Origin of the sequence: Bacteroides sp. 1_1_30, assembly GCF_020982715.1 — a bacterium.
Classification (GTDB): domain Bacteria; phylum Bacteroidota; class Bacteroidia; order Bacteroidales; family Bacteroidaceae; genus Bacteroides; species Bacteroides xylanisolvens.
In genome coordinates, this window is sequence record NZ_JAJKHN010000022.1 from 32,264 (window position 1) to 53,209 (window position 20,946).

The 20,946-nt window shown below is 41.5% G+C and carries 27 protein-coding genes; 26 read left to right on the forward strand and 1 reads right to left on the reverse strand.

Annotated features, from left to right (window positions below; all coding sequences use genetic code 11):
• Positions 1–19 precede the first annotated feature (19 nt).
• The 20 genes from rplX to LPH68_RS08490 all read left to right on the forward strand — a co-directional run bounded on the left by rplX (position 20) and on the right by LPH68_RS08490 (position 10,540).
• Complete coding sequence (gene rplX / locus LPH68_RS08395; protein WP_004296339.1) at positions 20–340, forward strand: 50S ribosomal protein L24; 321 nt, start codon at positions 20–22, stop codon at positions 338–340.
• Positions 340–897 carry a 50S ribosomal protein L5 gene (gene rplE / locus LPH68_RS08400; protein ID WP_004310886.1) on the forward strand — a complete coding sequence of 186 codons (558 nt, stop codon included), beginning with the start codon at positions 340–342 and terminating at the stop codon, positions 895–897. Before rplX ends, rplE begins: the two co-directional genes overlap by 1 nt.
• Positions 898–902: 5 nt before the next feature.
• Positions 903–1,202, forward strand: coding sequence for a 30S ribosomal protein S14 (rpsN, locus tag LPH68_RS08405; protein ID WP_004310885.1), 300 nt, complete (start codon positions 903–905; stop codon positions 1,200–1,202).
• A 52-nt stretch (positions 1,203–1,254) separates the two neighbouring features.
• Positions 1,255–1,650: a 30S ribosomal protein S8 gene (rpsH, locus tag LPH68_RS08410; RefSeq protein ID WP_004296336.1), complete on the forward strand. Its 396-nt coding sequence runs from the start codon at positions 1,255–1,257 to the stop codon at positions 1,648–1,650.
• Between the two features lie 15 nt (positions 1,651–1,665).
• Positions 1,666–2,235 carry a 50S ribosomal protein L6 gene (gene rplF, locus LPH68_RS08415; RefSeq protein WP_004310884.1) on the forward strand — a complete coding sequence of 190 codons (570 nt, stop codon included), beginning with the start codon at positions 1,666–1,668 and terminating at the stop codon, positions 2,233–2,235.
• A gap of 21 nt (positions 2,236–2,256) precedes the next feature.
• Complete coding sequence (gene rplR, locus LPH68_RS08420) at positions 2,257–2,601, forward strand: 50S ribosomal protein L18 (protein ID WP_004310883.1); 345 nt, start codon at positions 2,257–2,259, stop codon at positions 2,599–2,601.
• A 5-nt stretch (positions 2,602–2,606) separates the two neighbouring features.
• Positions 2,607–3,125 carry a 30S ribosomal protein S5 gene (rpsE, locus tag LPH68_RS08425; protein ID WP_004296333.1) on the forward strand — a complete coding sequence of 173 codons (519 nt, stop codon included), beginning with the start codon at positions 2,607–2,609 and terminating at the stop codon, positions 3,123–3,125.
• 9 nt (positions 3,126–3,134) lie between these two features.
• Positions 3,135–3,311 carry a 50S ribosomal protein L30 gene (gene rpmD / locus LPH68_RS08430; protein ID WP_004296332.1) on the forward strand — a complete coding sequence of 59 codons (177 nt, stop codon included), beginning with the start codon at positions 3,135–3,137 and terminating at the stop codon, positions 3,309–3,311.
• A 32-nt stretch (positions 3,312–3,343) separates the two neighbouring features.
• Positions 3,344–3,790, forward strand: a complete 447-nt coding sequence (rplO, locus tag LPH68_RS08435) for a 50S ribosomal protein L15 (RefSeq protein WP_004310882.1) — start codon at positions 3,344–3,346, stop codon at positions 3,788–3,790.
• A 4-nt stretch (positions 3,791–3,794) separates the two neighbouring features.
• Positions 3,795–5,135, forward strand: a complete 1,341-nt coding sequence (gene secY, locus LPH68_RS08440) for a preprotein translocase subunit SecY (RefSeq protein WP_004310881.1) — start codon at positions 3,795–3,797, stop codon at positions 5,133–5,135.
• A gap of 15 nt (positions 5,136–5,150) precedes the next feature.
• Positions 5,151–5,948, forward strand: a complete 798-nt coding sequence (gene map, locus LPH68_RS08445; protein ID WP_008023041.1) for a type I methionyl aminopeptidase — start codon at positions 5,151–5,153, stop codon at positions 5,946–5,948.
• 1 nt (position 5,949) lies between these two features.
• Positions 5,950–6,168, forward strand: a complete 219-nt coding sequence (gene infA / locus LPH68_RS08450; RefSeq protein ID WP_002558052.1) for a translation initiation factor IF-1 — start codon at positions 5,950–5,952, stop codon at positions 6,166–6,168.
• Between the two features lie 8 nt (positions 6,169–6,176).
• Positions 6,177–6,293: a type B 50S ribosomal protein L36 gene (gene ykgO, locus LPH68_RS08455; RefSeq protein WP_002558051.1), complete on the forward strand. Its 117-nt coding sequence runs from the start codon at positions 6,177–6,179 to the stop codon at positions 6,291–6,293.
• A 33-nt stretch (positions 6,294–6,326) separates the two neighbouring features.
• Positions 6,327–6,707, forward strand: a complete 381-nt coding sequence (rpsM, locus tag LPH68_RS08460) for a 30S ribosomal protein S13 (RefSeq protein WP_004296328.1) — start codon at positions 6,327–6,329, stop codon at positions 6,705–6,707.
• A gap of 11 nt (positions 6,708–6,718) precedes the next feature.
• On the forward strand, positions 6,719–7,108 hold the full coding sequence (gene rpsK / locus LPH68_RS08465) for a 30S ribosomal protein S11 (RefSeq protein ID WP_004296327.1): 390 nt from the start codon (positions 6,719–6,721) through the stop codon (positions 7,106–7,108).
• A 117-nt stretch (positions 7,109–7,225) separates the two neighbouring features.
• On the forward strand, positions 7,226–7,831 hold the full coding sequence (rpsD, locus tag LPH68_RS08470) for a 30S ribosomal protein S4 (RefSeq protein ID WP_004296326.1): 606 nt from the start codon (positions 7,226–7,228) through the stop codon (positions 7,829–7,831).
• Positions 7,832–7,842: 11 nt separating this feature from the next.
• Complete coding sequence (locus LPH68_RS08475) at positions 7,843–8,835, forward strand: DNA-directed RNA polymerase subunit alpha (protein WP_004296325.1); 993 nt, start codon at positions 7,843–7,845, stop codon at positions 8,833–8,835.
• A gap of 3 nt (positions 8,836–8,838) precedes the next feature.
• Positions 8,839–9,342 carry a 50S ribosomal protein L17 gene (gene rplQ / locus LPH68_RS08480; RefSeq protein ID WP_004313458.1) on the forward strand — a complete coding sequence of 168 codons (504 nt, stop codon included), beginning with the start codon at positions 8,839–8,841 and terminating at the stop codon, positions 9,340–9,342.
• Positions 9,343–9,489: 147 nt separating this feature from the next.
• Positions 9,490–9,885: a hypothetical protein gene (locus LPH68_RS08485; protein ID WP_009040600.1), complete on the forward strand. Its 396-nt coding sequence runs from the start codon at positions 9,490–9,492 to the stop codon at positions 9,883–9,885.
• A 112-nt stretch (positions 9,886–9,997) separates the two neighbouring features.
• Positions 9,998–10,540 (forward strand): hypothetical protein, encoded by a 543-nt coding sequence (locus tag LPH68_RS08490; protein WP_055236005.1) that lies wholly within the window; start codon positions 9,998–10,000, stop codon positions 10,538–10,540.
• A 152-nt stretch (positions 10,541–10,692) separates the two neighbouring features.
• On the opposite strand, the gene LPH68_RS08495 is transcribed toward LPH68_RS08490, so the two are convergent.
• The gene (locus LPH68_RS08495; protein WP_134978772.1) at positions 10,693–12,507 is read right to left on the reverse strand and encodes a MutS family DNA mismatch repair protein; all 1,815 of its coding nucleotides are present in this window, start codon (positions 12,505–12,507) and stop codon (positions 10,693–10,695) included.
• A gap of 254 nt (positions 12,508–12,761) precedes the next feature.
• Between LPH68_RS08495 and LPH68_RS08500 the strand changes: the two genes are divergently transcribed.
• The 6 genes from LPH68_RS08500 to hutH all read left to right on the forward strand — a co-directional run bounded on the left by LPH68_RS08500 (position 12,762) and on the right by hutH (position 20,634).
• On the forward strand, positions 12,762–13,406 hold the full coding sequence (locus LPH68_RS08500) for a DUF6563 family protein (RefSeq protein WP_165450643.1): 645 nt from the start codon (positions 12,762–12,764) through the stop codon (positions 13,404–13,406).
• A gap of 540 nt (positions 13,407–13,946) precedes the next feature.
• Positions 13,947–15,944 (forward strand): urocanate hydratase, encoded by a 1,998-nt coding sequence (locus tag LPH68_RS08505; protein ID WP_055236003.1) that lies wholly within the window; start codon positions 13,947–13,949, stop codon positions 15,942–15,944.
• A 228-nt stretch (positions 15,945–16,172) separates the two neighbouring features.
• Entirely contained in the window at positions 16,173–17,075 is a 903-nt protein-coding gene (gene ftcD, locus LPH68_RS08510; RefSeq protein ID WP_004313464.1) for a glutamate formimidoyltransferase, read from the forward strand.
• 137 nt (positions 17,076–17,212) lie between these two features.
• Positions 17,213–18,466 carry an imidazolonepropionase gene (hutI, locus tag LPH68_RS08515; protein WP_004313465.1) on the forward strand — a complete coding sequence of 418 codons (1,254 nt, stop codon included), beginning with the start codon at positions 17,213–17,215 and terminating at the stop codon, positions 18,464–18,466.
• A gap of 42 nt (positions 18,467–18,508) precedes the next feature.
• Positions 18,509–19,138, forward strand: a complete 630-nt coding sequence (locus tag LPH68_RS08520; RefSeq protein WP_004313466.1) for a cyclodeaminase/cyclohydrolase family protein — start codon at positions 18,509–18,511, stop codon at positions 19,136–19,138.
• Entirely contained in the window at positions 19,135–20,634 is a 1,500-nt protein-coding gene (hutH, locus tag LPH68_RS08525) for a histidine ammonia-lyase (protein WP_151921670.1), read from the forward strand. The genes LPH68_RS08520 and hutH overlap by 4 nt, the downstream gene beginning before the upstream one ends.
• The last annotated feature ends 312 nt before the right edge of the window (positions 20,635–20,946 follow it).

Sequence of the window (20,946 nt, forward strand, 5' to 3'; positions counted from 1 at the left end):
TTTGTAAAAGATTTAAGTAATGAGTAAATTACATATTAAAAAAGGCGACACAGTTTACGTAAATGCTGGTGAAGATAAGGGCAAAACTGGTCGTGTATTGAAGGTTCTTGTTAAAGAAGGACGTGCATTTGTTGAAGGTATCAATATGGTATCTAAAAGCACAAAGCCGAATGCAAAGAATCCACAAGGTGGTATTGTGAAGCAAGAAGCTTCTATCCACATTTCAAACTTGAACCCGGTTGATCCAAAAACTGGTAAAGCAACGCGTATTGGGAGAAAAAAGAGTTCGGAAGGAACTTTAGTGCGTTATTCTAAAAAATCAGGAGAGGAGATTAAGTAATGAGTAATACTGCTAGTCTTAAGAAAGAATATGCAGAGCGTATAGCACCTGCATTGAAATCACAGTTCCAGTATTCTTCTACAATGCAGATACCCGTACTTAAGAAGATTGTAATCAATCAGGGATTAGGTATGGCTGTTGCTGATAAGAAGATTATCGAAGTAGCAATCAATGAAATGACAGCTATTACAGGTCAAAAAGCTGTAGCTACCATTTCTCGTAAAGATATCGCAAACTTTAAGTTGCGTAAAAAAATGCCGATTGGTGTTATGGTAACTTTACGTCGTGAAAGAATGTACGAATTCCTTGAAAAATTGGTTCGTGTAGCTCTTCCTCGTATTCGTGACTTCAAAGGTATCGAAAGTAAGTTTGATGGTAAAGGTAACTATACCCTTGGTATTCAGGAACAAATCATTTTCCCTGAAATAAATATCGATAGTATTACAAGAATTCTCGGAATGAATATTACCTTTGTAACCTCTGCGGAAACAGATGAAGAAGGTTATGCTTTGCTGAAGGAATTCGGTTTACCTTTTAAAAACGCTAAAAAAGACTAATAGATATGGCAAAGGAATCAATGAAAGCACGTGAAGTAAAGCGTGCTAAATTAGTAGCCAAATACGCCGAGAAAAGAGCTGCTTTGAAGCAAATCGTAAGAACAGGTGATCCTGCTGATGCTTTCGAAGCTGCACAGAAGTTGCAAGAGTTGCCAAAGAATTCTAATCCAATTCGTATGCACAACCGTTGCAAACTGACTGGTCGTCCTAAAGGTTATATTCGTCAGTTCGGAATTTCGAGAATTCAATTCCGTGAGATGGCATCTAACGGACTGATCCCAGGCGTAAAAAAAGCAAGCTGGTAATTATTGTTTAAATATTGTCAGGGTAGTCCTGATTAATTTAATTTATTTTTATATGACTGATCCAATAGCAGATTATTTAACGAGGTTGCGGAACGCGATTGGTGCAAAGCACAGAGTTGTTGAAGTTCCCGCTTCGAATTTGAAAAAAGAAATCACTAAGATTCTTTTTGAAAAAGGCTACATCCTTAATTATAAGTTTGTAGAAGATGGTCCTCAAGGAACTATTAAGGTTGCCTTGAAGTATGATTCTGTTAACAAAGTTAACGCAATCAAAAAGTTAGAAAGAATATCTTCTCCGGGTATGCGTAAGTATACTGGTTACAAAGATATGCCGCGTGTTATTAATGGGCTGGGTATTGCTATAATATCTACTTCCAAAGGTGTAATGACTAACAAAGAGGCTGCAGAACTGAAAATCGGTGGTGAAGTCTTGTGTTATGTATATTAATTAGGAGGAATTAGAATGTCAAGAATAGGAAAATTACCCATTAGTATCCCTGCTGGAGTGACAATCACTCTGAAGGATAATGTGGTTACCGTAAAGGGACCCAAAGGCGAAATGAGCCAATATGTGAATCCTGCTATCAATGTTACTATTGAAGACGGACACGTAACTTTAACAGAAAACGATAAAGAAATGCTTGATAACCCGAAGCAGAAACATGCTTTCCACGGTTTGTATCGTTCATTGGTTCACAACATGGTTGTGGGCGTATCTGAAGGTTACAAGAAAGAACTGGAACTTGTAGGTGTAGGTTATCGTGCTTCAAACCAAGGTAACATCATTGAGCTGGCTTTAGGTTATACACACAATATTTTCATTCAATTACCTGCTGAGGTAAAAGTTGAAACGAAGTCTGAAAGAAATAAGAATCCTCTTATTATATTGGAATCGTGTGACAAACAATTGCTTGGTCAAGTTTGCTCTAAAATACGTTCTTTCCGTAAGCCTGAACCATACAAGGGTAAAGGTATTAAGTTTGTTGGCGAAGTAATTCGTAGAAAGTCTGGTAAATCAGCCGGCGCTAAGTAATTCATATAAAATTAGATTATTATGACAACAAAAATAGAAAGACGAGTTAAGATCAAATATAGAGTACGCAACAAAATTTCAGGTACTACTGAATGTCCGCGTATGAGTGTATTTAGAAGTAACAAGCAAATTTATGTCCAGATTATCGATGATCTTTCTGGTAAGACACTGGCTGCTGCTTCTTCTTTAGGTTTGACTGAGAAAGTCGCTAAAAAAGAACAAGCTGCTAAAGTTGGTGAAATGATTGCTAAAAAGGCTCAGGAAGCAGGTATAACTACTGTTGTTTTCGACCGTAATGGTTACTTGTATCATGGGAGAGTAAAAGAAGTAGCTGATGCTGCTCGTAACGGTGGACTTAAATTTTAATCATTATGGCAGGAGTTAATAATAGAGTTAAGATTACTAACGATATAGAACTGAAAGATAGATTAGTTGCTATTAATCGTGTTACTAAAGTTACCAAAGGTGGTAGAACTTTTAGTTTCTCTGCAATCGTTGTTGTAGGTAACGAAGAAGGTATCATTGGTTGGGGACTTGGTAAAGCAGGTGAAGTAACAGCTGCTATCGCTAAAGGTGTTGAGTCAGCTAAAAAGAACCTGGTGAAAGTACCTATTTTAAAAGGTACTGTTCCTCATGAACAATCAGCTAGATTTGGTGGTGCTGAAGTATTCATCAAACCTGCATCTCACGGAACCGGTGTTGTAGCTGGTGGTGCTATGCGTGCTGTATTGGAAAGTGTTGGTGTTACTGACGTTTTGGCTAAATCTAAAGGTTCTTCGAATCCGCATAACCTTGTTAAAGCTACAATTGAAGCTTTGAGTGAAATGCGTGATGCAAGAATGGTTGCTCAGAACAGAGGTATTAGTGTTGAAAAAGTATTTAGAGGATAAGGAGGAGATATGTCAACTATAAAGATTAAACAAGTTAAAAGTAGAATTGGTGCTCCAGCTGATCAGAAAAGAACTCTTGACGCACTGGGACTTCGTAAACTGAACCGTGTGGTTGAACACGAAAGCACTCCTTCAATTCTTGGAATGGTAGATAAAGTAAAACACTTGGTTGCCATTGTTAAGTAATTATTTGTTGAATAATAAAACGAAATTACAATATGAACTTAAGTAATTTAAAACCTGCTGAGGGATCTACTAAGACAAGAAAAAGAATTGGACGTGGTGCTGGTTCTGGCTTAGGTGGTACTTCTACAAGAGGTCATAAAGGAGCTAAATCAAGATCTGGATACTCTAAGAAAATCGGTTTTGAAGGTGGTCAGATGCCTCTTCAACGTCGAGTTCCTAAATTTGGTTTCAAGAATATCAATCGTGTTGAATATAAAGCTATCAATCTGGATACTATCCAGAAACTTGCTGAAGCTAAGAGCTTGACAAAAGTTGGTGTAAACGACTTTATCGAAGCAGGATTTATTTCTTCAAATCAGTTGGTAAAAGTATTGGGTAACGGAACTCTGACTAACAAGCTGGAAGTAGAAGCTCATGCATTCTCTAAGACTGCAACTGCTGCTATCGAAGCTGCTGGTGGAACTGTAGTAAAACTCTGATTCAATGAGAAAAGCTATTGAAACATTAAAGAATATATGGAAGATTGAGGATCTGAGACAGCGGATCCTCATCACCATATTGTTCGTGGCAATTTACCGTTTCGGATCGTATGTCGTATTACCGGGTATCAATCCGGCGATGCTGGCGAAATTGCACGAACAAACAAGTGAAGGCCTTTTAGCCTTGTTAAATATGTTCTCTGGAGGAGCATTTTCTAATGCCTCTATTTTTGCATTAGGAATCATGCCTTATATCTCTGCATCTATCGTAATCCAGTTATTGGGAATCGCTGTACCGTATTTCCAGAAGTTGCAACGCGAAGGTGAGAGCGGCAGAAGAAAAATGAATCAATATACTCGTTACTTGACGATTGCTATATTGTTAGTTCAGGCCCCTTCTTATTTGCTCAATCTTAAAATGCAGGCTGGCCCTTCCTTAAATGCTTCATTAGATTGGACTCTGTTTATGGTTACCTCTACCATTATTTTGGCAGCAGGTAGTATGTTTATTTTGTGGCTTGGTGAAAGAATTACTGATAAAGGTATTGGTAACGGTATTTCATTTATCATCTTGATTGGTATTATCGCTCGTTTCCCTGATGCTTTGTTGCAAGAAGTTGTGTCCAGAGTAGCAAATAAGAGCGGTGGTCTGATTATGTTTATAATTGAAATCGTATTCTTATTATTAGTGATTGGCGCTGCTATTCTTTTGGTGCAAGGTACAAGAAAGATTCCTGTACAGTATGCAAAAAGAATCGTTGGTAACAAGCAATATGGTGGTGCTAGACAGTATATCCCTTTAAAGGTGAATGCTGCCGGTGTTATGCCTATCATCTTTGCTCAGGCAATCATGTTTATTCCAATTACATTTATCGGTTTTTCAAATGTAAATGATGCAGGCGGTTTCTTGCATGCGTTTACAGATCATACAAGTTTCTGGTATAATTTTGTCTTTGCGGTAATGATTATATTATTTACGTATTTCTATACTGCAATTACAATTAATCCGACTCAGATGGCTGAGGATATGAAGAGAAATAATGGTTTCATCCCTGGTATTAAACCGGGAAAGAAAACAGCAGAGTATATTGATGATATAATGTCTCGTATCACTTTGCCGGGTTCTTTCTTCTTGGCTTTAGTTGCTATTATGCCTGCTTTTGCCGGTGTATTCGGAGTGCAAGCAGGATTCGCTCAATTCTTCGGCGGTACATCTTTGTTAATTCTTGTAGGTGTTGTTCTTGATACCCTGCAACAGGTTGAAAGTCATTTGTTGATGAGACACTATGATGGTCTGTTGAAATCTGGTCGTATTAAAGGACGCGCTGGTGTAGCGGCATATTAATTCTTTAGATTAGAAATGATATTTCTTAAAACAGAAGATGAAATAGAATTGCTCCGTCAGAGTAACCTGCTTGTTGGTAAAACTCTTGCAGAGGTTGCCAAACTGGTGAAGCCTGGTGTAACTACACGTGAGTTGGATAAAGTTGCTGAAGAGTTCATTAGAGATCATGGGGCAACTCCAACTTTCAAAGGATTTCCGAATCAATATGGAGAACCATTTCCCGCATCTCTTTGTACTTCTGTCAACGAACAGGTGGTACATGGAATCCCAGGGGATATCGTACTGAAAGATGGTGATATCGTATCAGTGGATTGCGGAACTTACATGAATGGTTTCTGTGGTGATTCTGCTTATACTTTTTGTGTAGGAGAGGTAGACGAAGAGATTCGTAACTTGTTGAAGGTAACTAAAGAAGCGTTATATATTGGCATCCAGAACGCAGTGCAAGGTAAAAGAATTGGTGATATCGGATATGCTATTCAGCAATATTGTGAGTCTCATTCTTATGGTGTAGTGCGTGAGTTTGTTGGCCATGGCATCGGTAAAGAGATGCACGAAGATCCTCAGGTTCCTAACTATGGTAAAAGAGGATATGGACCATTGATGAAAAGAGGCCTTTGCATAGCGATAGAGCCGATGATAACATTGGGAGACCGACAAGTGATAATGGAAAGTGACGGATGGACTGTGAGGACCAGAGATCGTAAATGTGCTGCACATTTTGAGCATACGATAGCTGTTGGAGCTGGTGAAGCTGATATTTTGTCTTCATTCAAATTCATAGAAGAAGTTTTAGGAGATAAAGCAATATAATATGGCAAAGCAATCTGCAATAGAACAAGATGGAGTTATAGTTGAAGCATTGTCAAATGCAATGTTTCGTGTTGAATTAGAAAACGGACATGAGATTACCGCACATATTTCAGGCAAGATGAGGATGCATTACATCAAGATCCTGCCGGGAGATAAAGTGAGAGTCGAAATGTCTCCTTACGACTTATCGAAAGGAAGAATTGTGTTTAGATATAAATAAAATAAGATATGAAAGTAAGAGCATCATTAAAGAAACGCACGCCAGAATGTAAGATCGTTAGACGTAATGGCCGTTTGTATGTTATTAACAAGAAAAATCCTAAGTATAAACAACGTCAAGGATAATTTGTTATTTTTGCAAAAAAAATAATTTAGTATATGGCTATAAGAATAGTTGGTGTAGATTTACCTCAGAACAAAAGAGGTGAAATTGCGTTGACCTATGTATATGGAATAGGTCGCAGTAGTTCAGCAAAAATTTTAGATAAAGCTGGTGTAGATAAAGATCTGAAGGTTAAAGACTGGACAGATGATCAAGCTGCTAAGATTCGTGAGATTATCGGTGCAGAGTATAAAGTAGAAGGTGATCTTCGTTCTGAAATCCAATTGAACATTAAGCGATTAATGGATATTGGTTGCTATCGTGGTGTACGTCACCGTATTGGTCTGCCTGTTAGAGGTCAGAGCACTAAGAACAATGCACGTACTCGTAAGGGTAGAAAGAAAACCGTTGCTAATAAGAAAAAAGCTACTAAATAATAATTGTTGATATGGCAAAAAAAACAGTTGCAGCTAAAAAGAGAAATGTGAAAGTAGACGCTAATGGACAGTTGCATGTTCATTCATCTTTCAACAATATTATTGTTTCTCTTGCAAATAGTGAAGGGCAGATTATCTCTTGGTCATCTGCTGGTAAAATGGGATTTAGAGGTTCTAAAAAGAATACTCCTTATGCAGCTCAGATGGCTGCCCAGGATTGCGCAAAGATTGCATTCGATCTTGGCCTGAGAAAGGTAAAAGCATATGTGAAGGGTCCAGGTAACGGACGTGAGTCTGCTATTAGAACTATCCACGGTGCTGGTATCGAAGTTACTGAAATCATTGACGTGACTCCGCTTCCACATAATGGTTGTCGTCCTCCGAAAAGACGTAGAGTTTAATTTACCTTTAACTTACACAATGATCTTGATTTTGTTTTTGGATTACATTAATTTCTCTCTGTAATCGCGGCTGCAACAAATTGAGTTCATGAATAAACAATTAAATATTTAAAAGAAATGGCTAGATATACTGGACCAAAATCGAGAATCGCCCGTAAATTCGGTGAAGGAATCTTTGGAGCTGACAAAGTTTTGTCAAAGAAGAACTATCCTCCCGGACAACATGGTAATTCAAGAAAAAGAAAAACTTCTGAATACGGTGTGCAACTTCGTGAAAAACAGAAAGCTAAATACACCTATGGAGTTTTGGAAAAACAATTCCGCAATTTGTTTGAAAAAGCAGCTACTGCTAAAGGTATTACCGGTGAGGTACTTCTTCAATTGCTGGAAGGCCGTCTTGACAACGTAGTATTCCGTTTGGGTATTGCTCCTACACGTGCTGCTGCTCGTCAGTTGGTTAGTCACAAGCACATCACTGTAGATGGTGAAGTAGTAAACATTCCTTCATTTGCAGTAAAACCAGGACAATTGATTGGTGTTCGTGAAAGATCTAAGTCTTTGGAAGTAATTGCTAATTCTCTTGCAGGTTTCAATCACAGCAAGTATGCTTGGTTGGAATGGGACGAGGCTTCAAAGGTTGGTAAAATGTTGCACATACCTGAAAGAGCAGACATTCCTGAGAACATTAAAGAACATTTGATCGTTGAATTGTATTCTAAATAATAATTAATTTCATGGCGATATTAGCATTTCAAAAACCTGATAAAGTATTAATGTTGGAGGCGGACTCCAGATTCGGTAAATTCGAATTCCGTCCGTTGGAACCGGGTTTTGGTATTACTGTAGGTAATGCATTACGCCGTATCCTTCTTTCTTCATTAGAGGGTTTTGCTATCACTACTATCAGAATCGATGGTGTGGAGCATGAATTTTCTAGTGTACCTGGAGTAAAAGAGGATGTTACCAACATTATCTTGAATCTGAAACAAGTGAGATTCAAGCAAGTAGTTGAAGAGTTCGAGAGCGAAAAAGTGAGCATCACTGTCGAGAATTCCAGTGAATTTAAAGCAGGTGACATAGGTAAGTATTTGACTGGATTTGAAGTGTTAAATCCGGAATTAGTTATTTGTCATTTAGATTCTAAGTCAACTATGCAGATTGATATTACTATTAACAAGGGCCGTGGTTATGTACCAGCTGATGAAAATCGCGAGTATTGTACGGATGTTAATGTAATTCCAATCGACTCTATTTATACACCGATACGTAATGTCAAGTATGCTGTAGAAAACTTCCGTGTAGAACAGAAGACTGACTACGAAAAGCTAGTGCTTGAAATTAGTACCGACGGTTCTATACATCCGAAAGAAGCGCTGAAAGAAGCTGCAAAAATTCTGATTTATCACTTCATGTTGTTCTCTGACGAGAAGATCACGCTTGAAAGTAATGATACTGATGGCAATGAAGAGTTTGATGAAGAAGTATTGCACATGCGTCAGCTGTTGAAAACTAAACTCGTTGATATGGACTTGTCAGTTCGTGCCCTCAATTGCTTGAAGGCTGCTGACGTAGAAACTCTCGGCGACTTGGTACAATTCAACAAAACTGACCTGCTGAAATTCAGAAACTTCGGAAAGAAATCGCTTACCGAGCTTGATGATTTGCTGGAAAGTCTGAATCTGTCGTTTGGAACCGACATTTCTAAATATAAATTAGATAAAGAATAAAAAATGAGACATAATAAAAAATTCAATCATTTAGGTCGTACTGCTTCTCATAGAAGCGCTATGTTATCTAACATGGCTTGCTCTTTGATCAAGCACAAAAGAATCACTACGACTGTTGCAAAGGCGAAAGCTTTGAAAAAGTTTGTTGAGCCTTTGATTACTAAGTCTAAAGAAGATACTACGAACTCTCGTCGTGTTGTATTTAGCAACTTGCAAGATAAGATTGCAGTAACAGAGTTGTTCAAAGAAATCTCTGTTAAGATTGCTGATCGTCCGGGTGGTTATACTCGTATTATCAAGACTGGTAACCGTTTGGGTGACAACGCAGAAATGTGCTTTATTGAGTTGGTTGACTACAATGAAAACATGGCTAAGGAAAAAGTTGCTAAGAAAGCTACTCGTACTCGTCGTTCGAAGAAAGCTGCTGAAGCTGCTCCTGCTGCTGTTGAAGCTCCTGCAACTGAAGCTCCTAAGGCTGAAGAACCAAAAGCTGAATCGGCTGAATAATTTTACAGTTATTCTTATAGATATAAAAAAGGCTACCTTCAAAGGTAGCCTTTTTTGTTTGTCTGCCGTTTATTAATACTAAGATACATTAAAATATATCCTAATTAAACTTTTCATAGAGAGAATCTGTTATATTTGCAGGTGAATATGGCAAAATTTGTAAAGGTAATATTGTTTCTGTTGCTGACAGTTGCTTTTCATAGCATAGCAGGCAATGTCTCTACCGAAAAAATGGTGGATAAGCAGGGGTGTGATATTACATATGCTATGGGGCAGCGTGGGGAAATCTGTGCACCCGATCTTCCGGGTAAGCCTGTGGCTGAATTGACCAATTTGCAGAGCCATCAAATATCTGTGACACGTATTCAACGTGTACAGCTTGGAGAATATTTCTTTTCTTTAAAGAATGCGCTACAAGGTTGTGCTGATCGTGAGAGCTCACTATCACAACACTGGGGGCGGATTTATGATACAACAACTTCCTATTATTGCCAGCCATCGAGTGAATACTATGTATACACCTTGAGGCGTATAATTATTTAGCAGTATATTTATTGGTATTGTTTATTTTGTGGTTACTGGTATCTTCTGTATACTGGTGATACTACTTCTTTTTATCTTTATATTTTTACTAATAAATTAAACTTTAAATATTATGGCAACTACTCAAACGATTGATGCTACTATATTCGCATCTACACACCCCGATATCGCTAAACGCATAAGTGTTTCAGGAGTTTTAATCTCTTCTGTTATGTTATTGATTGGTATTTTAGCTTTTGCTTCAACATTCGAATTGGATGACAAGTCTTCTACAACCAGTATGGCTTTGATGGTTTTGGGGACAGGTTTATTTCTTATGGGAATTTTCCGTCTTTTCTGGAAATCAAAGGAGGTTGTTTATTTACCAACAAAAAGTGTGGCTAAAGAGCATAGTGTATTCTTTGATTTGAAGCATATGGATGCTTTGAAAAATCTTGTAAATTCGGGTTCATTCTCCGCTGATTCGAAAATAAAAAGCGAGGCTAGTGGTAATATACGTATGGATGTGATACTTTCTGCTGATAAAAAGTTTGCAGCTGTACAGTTATTCCAATTTGTACCTTACACGTATCAGCCAATAACATCGGTGCAGTATTTCACTAATGAAAAAGCTTCTGCGATAGTCGCTTTTTTGTCGAAAAGTAAAATACAATAAGTATATATCTATAACACCTGTTTGACTTTGTTTTTTCCGACACATTAAAACTATGCAGTTTGAAACTTTATATTGAGTTTGCTGCTACTAAATAAAACAGGTTTTAGATGTTACTGTAAAAGATAACTTTGATTTTCATACGAAGATGGGGATTAGTCGTTAATGACGGCGATCCCCATTTTTTTCATTAAGAAGCAGGCGTTCATGTTTTGAGCAACTCCGTTTCTCATTTGATATGAGAAGGTGAGTTCATTGTTGGTAATGTCGGCTTCGAAACAGTAATTTCGGATATTTTGTGGGAAGGACTCTATTAAAGTCCCTAATAACAAGTCATGGGTGGCGATGATACCGTTGGCGTTCATGTGCATGAATTGTTTGATAAGGGCGAAAGAGCCTTTCTGTTTGTCCATGGAGTTGGTGCCTTTCAGTATTTCATCAAGGATGATGAAAAGCTCTTCCCCGGCTTCAAGTTTGTCTATGATTAATTTAAGTCGCTTGAGTTCTGCAAAGAAATAAGATTCGTTGTCAGCTAGGGAATCACTGGTTCGAAGGCTGGTAACGAGACGGGCCGGATATATTTTCATTTGCTTTGCCCAAACGGGAGCTCCTATACATGCCAGTAGATAGTTTACTCCTACAGTACGTAAATAAGTACTCTTGCCTGCCATATTGGCGCCTGTGATTATAATAAAGAAAGGACGTTTTTCAATGTCTATTCCGTTACGCACACATTGGTTGCGATCCATTAGGGGATGCCCCAAGGCTTCAGCTTGTAGGTGGAAAGATTGAGCAGCGATAGTGGGGTAAATATAATCCGGATGATTATATGCGAATGTTGCCAGGGAACAATAGGCATCTATTTCTCCGATTGTTTCTATCCATCGGGGGAGGTCGGAGGCATGAATCTCTTTCCACTTCTCGATTCGCATCACCTGTCGTAGCTCCCAAAATATCAGTCCGTTGAGTATAGTACTCATGAGCAGATTGCTTCGTTGGTCGAGTGCGTTCATCAGTTTAGAAAGCTGGCGGACTGCTTGAGAAGCGGTTTGATTTTGACTTGTAAGGTCCGTTTTTAACTCTTGCAGTATATGACTGTGCATTTCTTTTTGTTCAGTGAGCAGAATTTGGTCAGCGTATGTTGAAAGAATCTGCAGCTTTTCTCCGTAGGTTGTTTGCAGTTTAGTGATTCCTTTAGAGAAAATAGTACTGAATAATACAAAGCTGACAAATACTCCTCCTGCAATGTTAGCCGAGATAATGCCTAAAATGGCTAGACTTATACATAAGAAATTAATGACGGTAACCGCTATTGGGAGGATACGCAGGAGCGTACGTTTTCGATAATAACTCGGACTGGCTGCCCATTCTTTGATTTCGGTGGTATCGGCAGGTTTTCCTTTATAGAGTAATCCGAGTAAGCGGATTTGTTGGCGATATTCCAAATCGGTGGAGAGTTCCCGGATGGCTTCCTGGCGGTGGTCAATAGCTGCTTTATTCTCCAGATGTGCATTGAACCAGTTTGCGAGATGTTGCTTGCCGATAGGGGTTGCGGTGCGGTTGATGTATTGGAAGAGAGAGTGTTCTCCAAATACGTCCAGATCAAGAGTGTAGAGGTGAGACGGGTTAATGAATTCTTTTCCATCGTCAAAATCGGAAAAATCATATTGCATGGCACGTAGTTCCTGCTCGTTGATTTCTATTTTCTTTTTCAGAAAGTCTTTCCGGTAGAACCAGAAATTATGGCGTTTTACTAACCAAATGAATAAGATAAAGGGTAGGACAGCGAATGCAGAGAGGCATAGCCAACCGTCAGACCAAAAAATAATGGCATTTGCTACGGCTCCTACGAATAAGATAAGTCGAAGAAGACTTATATAATAGATACGTTTCCGTGCATTCTGTAACTCCAGTTCTGTTTTCTGAATGATTTGCTGATATGTGGTAATGATCTGTTCTAGTTTTTCCATGACAAATTTAAATCTTTTGCGCAAAGGTAATATAATTCATAACGGTCGGGATAGGAGCTTGTTTTTGTCAAGAGTAGATTTACTGTTTATTAACGGAAGTAGGAAGATGTGTGGGCTTGGATTATAACTCGTCTTGATAATGTTGTTGTTAGCTGGAAGAAATTTTCAATATTTCTTTTCTCATTCTTGCATTTATCCGCTAAAATTTATAACTTTCCACTCGAAAAGGCGTTAGACAGGAAAGGAGGATGCTTATGAAGAAAGGATGTATCTTATGTTTGCTGATAAGCGTGATTAGCCTTCCGTTAATTGCGCAGAATATTATTTATTCCAACCTGAAAGAGTTGCTGACTCAACATGGCGATACCACTGCTGTGTTGCGTGTAGAAAAACGTTCCAGAAATCAGATTGTATTAACAGGAGGGGCTGATTACCGGATAACGGCCGGTGATGACGAGTCGATGTGCCGGCGTTTGAAGAAGCGTTGTTTTGCTGTGCGTGACGAAAAAGGAAATTTATATTTGAACTGTCGTAAGTTGCGCTATAAGAAATTGCGTTTTGGAGCATGGTATGCTCCTGCCGTTCAGTTAGGCAAAAACATCTATTTTTGTGCGATGCCTTTAGGATCAGTCATCGGAGGCAACTTTGTGGAAGAAGATGATGTAAAACTAGGAGGAAATATAGGCGATGCTCTTGCCGCTTCAAGTCTGGTTACAAAACGTGTTTGCTATGAATTGAATGGTGAAACGGGAAAAGTCGACTTTCTGGGGAAAGATAGAATGCTGCAATTATTGAAGAATTATCCGGAACTGAAACAAGCATATTTGAAAGATGATAGTCAGGAGGCAAAGCATACTTTTAAATATCTGTTAGAGTTGCAGAATAACCAAAAGAAATAATTCCATTAATTGCGGTTGGTATCGTATGAAAAAGCCCTATCAATAATACAATCATCTATATAATGATATTATTGAGATGCGGGTTACGCTAGTTATACAAATTCCACCGATTTCATAGCGTTGATTTTAGAAAGGGCTGCTATTTGCTTTACTAAAGATTCTCTTTTATTTTAATGAAAGGGTTCTTACCAACGATCCTTCCATTCATTTTAATGAAAAATCTATTTTTAGCTTTAGTGAAGCTCCACCATTTGTTTTAATGATAGTTTTGCTATTTACCGTAATGCCCCCCTGCTATCTACTTTAATGAAAGATCTATCTATCTGTTTTGACGAAACGGCCTGTATTCGTGCCTGTATAAAAGCATAAGAGAGTTTTGACATCGCTTGTGTCTTGTTCTTCTATCAAACTGTAAATGTAATAATACCTTTCTGATAATAAATCTGTCAAATCTCTTGTCTTTTATCTTCTTTTTTTCTATCTTGCGAAGAGTTATAAGACTGTATTGCTTACAGTTTGTAATCCTTAATTCTGTTTATTATGAGAATAACTCTTGGCAACACACTACCTCCTTATCCGGATTTTGTAGAAGGTATCCGGAGAGCTCCCGACCGTGGTTATACACTTACCCCGGCGCAGACAATCACTGCATTAAAAAACGCTTTGCGTTATATTCCTACCGAGTGGCACGAACAATTGGCTCCTGAATTGATGGAAGAGCTACGCACTCGCGGGCGGATTTACGGATACCGTTTCCGTCCTGCCGGCGACCTGAAAGCCAAACCGATTGACGAGTACCGGGGACAATGCATTGAAGGCAAAGCTTTTCAGGTAATGATTGACAATAACCTTTGCTTCGATATAGCATTATATCCCTACGAACTAGTCACTTACGGTGAAACCGGACAAGTCTGCCAAAACTGGATGCAATATCGACTGATAAAACAATACCTCGAAGAACTTACCCAAGAACAGACGCTGGTTATTGAGTCCGGACATCCATTAGGGCTTTTCCGCTCCCGTCCCGATGCTCCCCGCGTTATAATAACCAATTCGATGATGATCGGGCAATTCGACAATCAACATGATTGGCATATTGCTGCCCAGATGGGAGTTGCCAATTACGGGCAAATGACTGCCGGCGGCTGGATGTATATCGGTCCTCAAGGAATTGTGCATGGCACTTTCAATACCCTCCTCAATGCCGGGCGATTGAAACTGGGTATTCCACAAGACCAAAATCTGCGGGGACATTTATTTGTATCTTCCGGCTTGGGAGGAATGAGCGGCGCACAACCCAAAGCGGCGGAGATAGCAGGAGCAGTCTCCATCATAGCCGAAGTAGATAGTTCGCGTATTGAAACCCGTTACCGCCAGGGATGGGTGGGACACGTGACTGCGGATATAGCCGAAGCATACCGGATGGCATCTCAAGCAATGCAACGTCGTGAACCCTGCTCGATAGCCTATCACGGCAATGTCGTAGATCTGCTCGAATATGCCGAACGCGAAAGAATTCCTATTGAATTATTATCCGATCAAACCTCCTGTCATGCCGTTTACGAAGGCGGTTACTGCCCTGCCGGACTAACTTTTGAAGAACGCACCCGCCTTCTTCACGAATCTCCGGAACAATTCCGTCACTTGGTAGATATATCCTTGCATCGTCATTTCGAAGTTATCAAGAAACTCGTAGCCCGCGGAACTTATTTCTTTGATTATGGAAACTCCTTCATGAAAGCCATATACGATGCCGGAGTAAAAGAAATCTCCCGTAATGGTGTTGATGAAAAGGACGGATTTATCTGGCCAAGCTATGTTGAAGATATTATGGGACCCCAACTCTTTGATTATGGCTACGGTCCGTTCAGATGGGTTTGCTTGAGTGGCAAACACGAAGATCTGATAAAAACAGACCACGCAGCTATGGAATGTATCGACGTCAATCGGCGCGGTCAGGATCTTGACAATTACAACTGGATACGGGATGCAGAAAAGAATCAGCTCGTGGTGGGTACACAGGCACGTATTCTGTATCAGGATGCAGTCGGGAGAATGAACATAGCCCTCCGTTTCAATGAGATGGTCCGCCGGGGAGAAGTAGGTCCTATCATGCTGGGACGAGACCATCACGATGTAAGCGGAACGGATTCTCCTTTCCGGGAGACATCGAATATCAAAGACGGAAGCAATGTGATGGCAGATATGGCTGTGCAATGTTTTGCCGGAAATTGTGCCCGCGGAATGAGCCTGGTAGCTTTGCACAATGGTGGTGGAGTCGGTATTGGTAAAGCAGTCAATGGCGGTTTCGGTATGGTATGCGACGGTAGCGAACGGGTAGATGAAATACTTCGTTCGGCAATGCTCTGGGATGTGATGGGCGGAGTAGCCCGTCGCTCATGGGCGCGTAATCCGCATGCGATGGAGACAAGCGAAGCATTTAATGACTCCCATGCAAGAGACTATCAGATAACAATGCCGTATGTAGCGGACGAAGAACTTATAAAGAAGATAGTCCCATATATTGTGGGAAAATAGTATCACATATTATGGTAATTTATTCTCTTAATATGAGAGAATAAATTCCCATAATATATGGAACTGTTTAAACATATAGCTGTTTAGTATAAACCATGCGGTGATTCGGTATGCAACTCGTGTGAACCGTGCCTGATTATATAAGGACTATTGGTAAAGAGCACTTGTTTAATGTAAAACATATAGTTATCCAGTTGAATATAACCTCTATAATAATAGATATTTGATATGAGTTGGAATAAAATTATTGAATGCGTCCCCAATTTTAGCGAGGGACGTGATTTAGAGAAAATAGATCAGATAGTAGCCCCTTTCCGTATTAAGGCCGGGGTAAAACTGCTTGATTACAGTAATGATGAAGACCATAACCGTCTGGTTGTAACTCTTGTCGGCGAGCCGGAAGCTCTGTACGAAGCAATCGTTGAAGCCGTCGGTGTGGCTGTCCGTTTGATAGACCTGAATCAGCATACCGGGCAACATCCCCGTATGGGAGCGGTAGATGTCATCCCTTTCATCCCGATTAAGAATACTAGCATGGAAGAAGCCATCGAACTATCCAAGAAAGTAGCCGCAAAAGTAGCCGAGATCTATCATCTTCCTGTCTTCCTGTATGAGAAGTCCGCAACTGCGTCGCATCGGGAAAATCTCGCTTCCGTTCGTAAAGGAGAATTTGAAGGCATGGCCGAAAAAATCAAACTACCCGAATGGCAACCAGATTTCGGACCTGCCGAACGTCATCCAACCGCAGGTACAGTCGCCATCGGAGCCCGTATGCCGCTCGTAGCCTACAATATCAATCTTAGTACGGACAATCTGGAAATAGCTACCAAGATAGCAAAGAATATCCGCCATATCAATGGAGGGCTCCGTTATGTGAAAGCAATGGGAGTGGAGCTAAAGGAGAGAAACATCACCCAGGTATCCATAAACATGACCGACTATACCCGTACTGCCCTTTACCGCGCCTTCGAACTGGTACGTATCGAAGCCCGCCGCTATGGTGTTACGATTGTCGGTAGTGAAATCATTGGCCTCGTACCGATGGAAGCCCTGATTGATACAGCTTCCTACTATCTCGGACTCGAAAACTTTTCCATGCAGCAAGTCTTGGAAGCCCGTATCATGGAATAGCCGGTAAAGAAATATGTTAGCGAATATTCAATCCAAATCAGAACGGATGTTTACAGGGGAACCTGCCTGATAAAAAACAACGGATCAAGAAGCAGGATGAATGAAACAAGAATAAACCAAGATAATTCGGATAATTTATGAGTGAAAACCTAATCATATTCAATGCCCGTATCGTAACTCCCATCGGCTTTTCCGCCCGTAAAGGCGAAGAAATGTCCCAACTGCAAGTCATAGAGAACGGAACCGTGGAAGTCACCAAAGGAATCATCACCTACGTTGGTGAGAACCGTGGCGAAGACCGCGACGGTTACTATCAACATTACTGGCATTATAACGCTCGCGGACACTGCCTCTTGCCCGGCTTCGTTGATTCCCATACCCATTTTGTATTTGGCGGAGAACGTTCCGAAGAATTCTCTTGGCGTCTGAACGGCGAAAGCTATATGTCGATTATGGAGCGGGGAGGCGGAATCGCAAGCACCGTAAAAGCCACCCGGCAAATGAATTTCCTGAAACTGCGTTCAGCAGCCGAAGGCTTTCTGAAAAGAATGAGCACAATGGGCGTAACCACCGTAGAAGGTAAAAGCGGCTACGGACTGGATCGGGAAACCGAACTATTACAGCTAAAGGTAATGCGCAGCCTGAACAACACCGAGCATAAACGTGTCGATATAGTCTCCACCTTTCTCGGTGCCCATGCCCTTCCCGAAGAATATGCAGGAAGAAGCGACGAATACATCGACTTCCTGATTCGTGAAATGCTTCCCCTTGTCCGTGACGGCGAACTGGCAGAATGTTGTGATGTCTTTTGCGAACAAGGCGTTTTCTCTATCGAACAGTCCCGCCGCCTGCTTCAGGCAGCCAAGGAACACGGCTTTCTGTTGAAACTCCACGCTGACGAAATCGTCTCCCTCGGTGGAGCTGAACTGGCAGCCGAACTGGGAGCACTGTCTGCCGATCACCTCCTGCACGCTTCCGATGCCGGCATCCGTGCAATGGCCGATGCCGGAGTAGTAGCCACCCTGTTACCTTTGACAGCTTTTGCTCTGAAAGAACCCTACGCACGCGGTCGTGAAATGATTGACTCCGGCTGTGCGGTAGCACTTGCTACTGACCTGAACCCTGGCAGTTGTTTCTCCGGTTCTATCCCGCTGACCATTGCTCTGGCCTGCATCTATATGAAAATGAGTATTGAAGAAACCATCACCGCCCTGACCCTGAACGGAGCTGCCGCCCTTCAGCGAGCCGACCGGATTGGAAGCATCGAAGTAGGCAAACAAGGCGATTTTATCGTTCTCAATTCCAACAACTATCATATTCTACCTTATTATATAGGCATGAACTGTGTAATCATGACTATTAAAGGTGGCATGTTATATCCCGTCGCTTAATAGTTGACCAACTCATTCATTAATCACTTAAAACAAAATACCATGTTAGCAGATTTAACCGTAAAAGATTTCTTAGATAAAGTAGCTTGCAGCGATCCTGTACCCGGTGGAGGTAGTATTGCCGCTTTGGATGGAGCACTGGCTTCCGCCCTTTCCACAATGGTAGCACGGCTCACCGTAGGAAAAAAGGGATACGAAGCCAGTGAAGAAGTAATGCAGCACGCACAAACTATCACCCTCCGTCTGCTGGACGAATTTATTGCACTTATCGATAAAGATTCCGCTGCCTACAACGAAGTCTTTGCCTGCTTCAAACTTCCTAAAACAACCGACGAAGAGAACGCCGCGCGAAGTGCCGCCATTCAGGAAGCAACCAAACAAGCCGCCCTCGTTCCGTTGGAAGTAGCCCGCAAGGCCCTGGATATGATGTCCGTCATAGCAGATGTTGCCCGCTTGGGCAACCGCAATGCCGTCACAGATGCCTGCGTAGCCATGATGTCCGCCCGTTCCGCCGTATTGGGAGCCTTGCTGAACGTCCGTATCAACCTTGGTTCGCTCAAAGACAGAGATTTTGTCCTCCAACTGCAAACCGAAGCCGATACAATCGAGCAAACCGCCTGCCGGAGAGAAAAAGAATTGTTGGATGCCGTAAATCAAGACCTGCGCGTATGAGTAAGAATGTATATCATATCGGTTCCGGAGCATTGACCTTCGAAATCATCGAACGAATTATCAACGAAAACCTGAAACTGGAACTAGCTCCCGAAGCCAAGTTGCGCATCCAGAAATGTCGCGACTACCTCGACCACAAAATAGCTTCTTCCGAAGAACCGCTGTACGGTATAACAACCGGTTTCGGCTCTTTATGTACCAAAAATATTTCTCCCGACGAACTCGGTACGCTTCAGGAGAACCTGATAAAAAGCCATGCTTGCAGCGTAGGCGAAGAAATCCGCCCCGTCATCATCAAACTGATGATGCTCCTCAAAGCCCACGCCCTCTCATTAGGACATAGCGGAGTACAAGTAATCACCGTACAACGCATCCTGGACTTCTTCAACAATGACGTCATGCCCATCGTCTATGACCGTGGCTCCCTTGGAGCCTCCGGCGACCTTGCACCGCTTGCCAATCTTTTCCTCCCCCTGATCGGTGTCGGCGATGTCTACTATAAAGGGAAAAAGTGCGAAGCCATCAGCGTACTCGACGAATTCGGCTGGGAACCCGTCAAACTAATGAGTAAAGAAGGACTGGCCCTGCTCAACGGCACCCAATTTATGAGCGCCAACGGTGTATTCGCTATGCTCAAAGCCTTCCGTCTCTCGAAAAAAGCCGACCTCATAGCCGCCCTTTCCCTCGAAGCCTTTGATGGTCGTATCGACCCGTTTATGGACTGCATCCAGCAAATCCGCCCCCATCAGGGACAAATCGAGACAGGCGAAGCCTTCCGCAAACTACTGGCCGGTAGCGAACTGATCGAACGTCACAAAGATCACGTTCAAGATCCCTATTCCTTCCGCTGCATCCCGCAAGTACACGGTGCCACGAAAGACGCCATCCGCTACGTTGCCTCCGTATTGCTGACTGAAATCAATTCCGTTACGGACAACCCCACCATCTTCCCCGATGAAGACCGGATCATCTCCGGCGGAAACTTCCACGGGCAACCGCTTGCCATCTCTTATGACTTCCTTGCCATCGCTTTAGCCGAATTGGGAAATATCTCCGAACGCCGTGTCTCCCAACTGATTATGGGACTCCGCGGACTACCTGAATTCCTGGTTGCCAACCCCGGTCTGAACTCCGGTTTCATGATTCCGCAATATGCTGCCGCTTCGATGGTCAGCCAGAATAAAATGTACTGCTATGCGGCTTCGAGCGACTCCATCGTCTCCTCCAACGGACAGGAAGACCACGTAAGCATGGGCGCCAACGCCGCTACCAAACTCTATAAAGTGATGGACAACCTGGAACATATCCTTGCCATCGAACTGATGAATGCTGCACAAGGCATCGACTTCCGCCGCCCGCAGAAAACTTCCCCAGTCCTTGAGCGTTTCCTCCATGCCTATCGGAAAGAAGTGCCTTTTGTGAAAGATGATATCGTGATGTACAAGGAGATACATAAAACAGTCGCCTTCCTGAAGAGGACACAGATTGAATACTGACAATAAATTGACCCTTTTTCGCTTTTCGTTGATAATGGTGGCTGTTATTGCCGGATAAGTGTCGATTCTTATCGATATTTATCCGGCATTTGTCGATTATAATCCCTCTGCCGGCGATAAAACTTTACTTCGTATTCTCCTCATTCCTACCTTTGCCCTATGTTTGTTCCGTATTTCCTATTAACACTTGTTTTCATTTTACTCTATTGAATGATAATAATTCCCAAATGCATTATAAATAGATGGAAACTTGATTTGTTAATTGAGTTTTCTATATATCTTTGTTCCGTTTTTCCTTTGGAAATGAAAAGA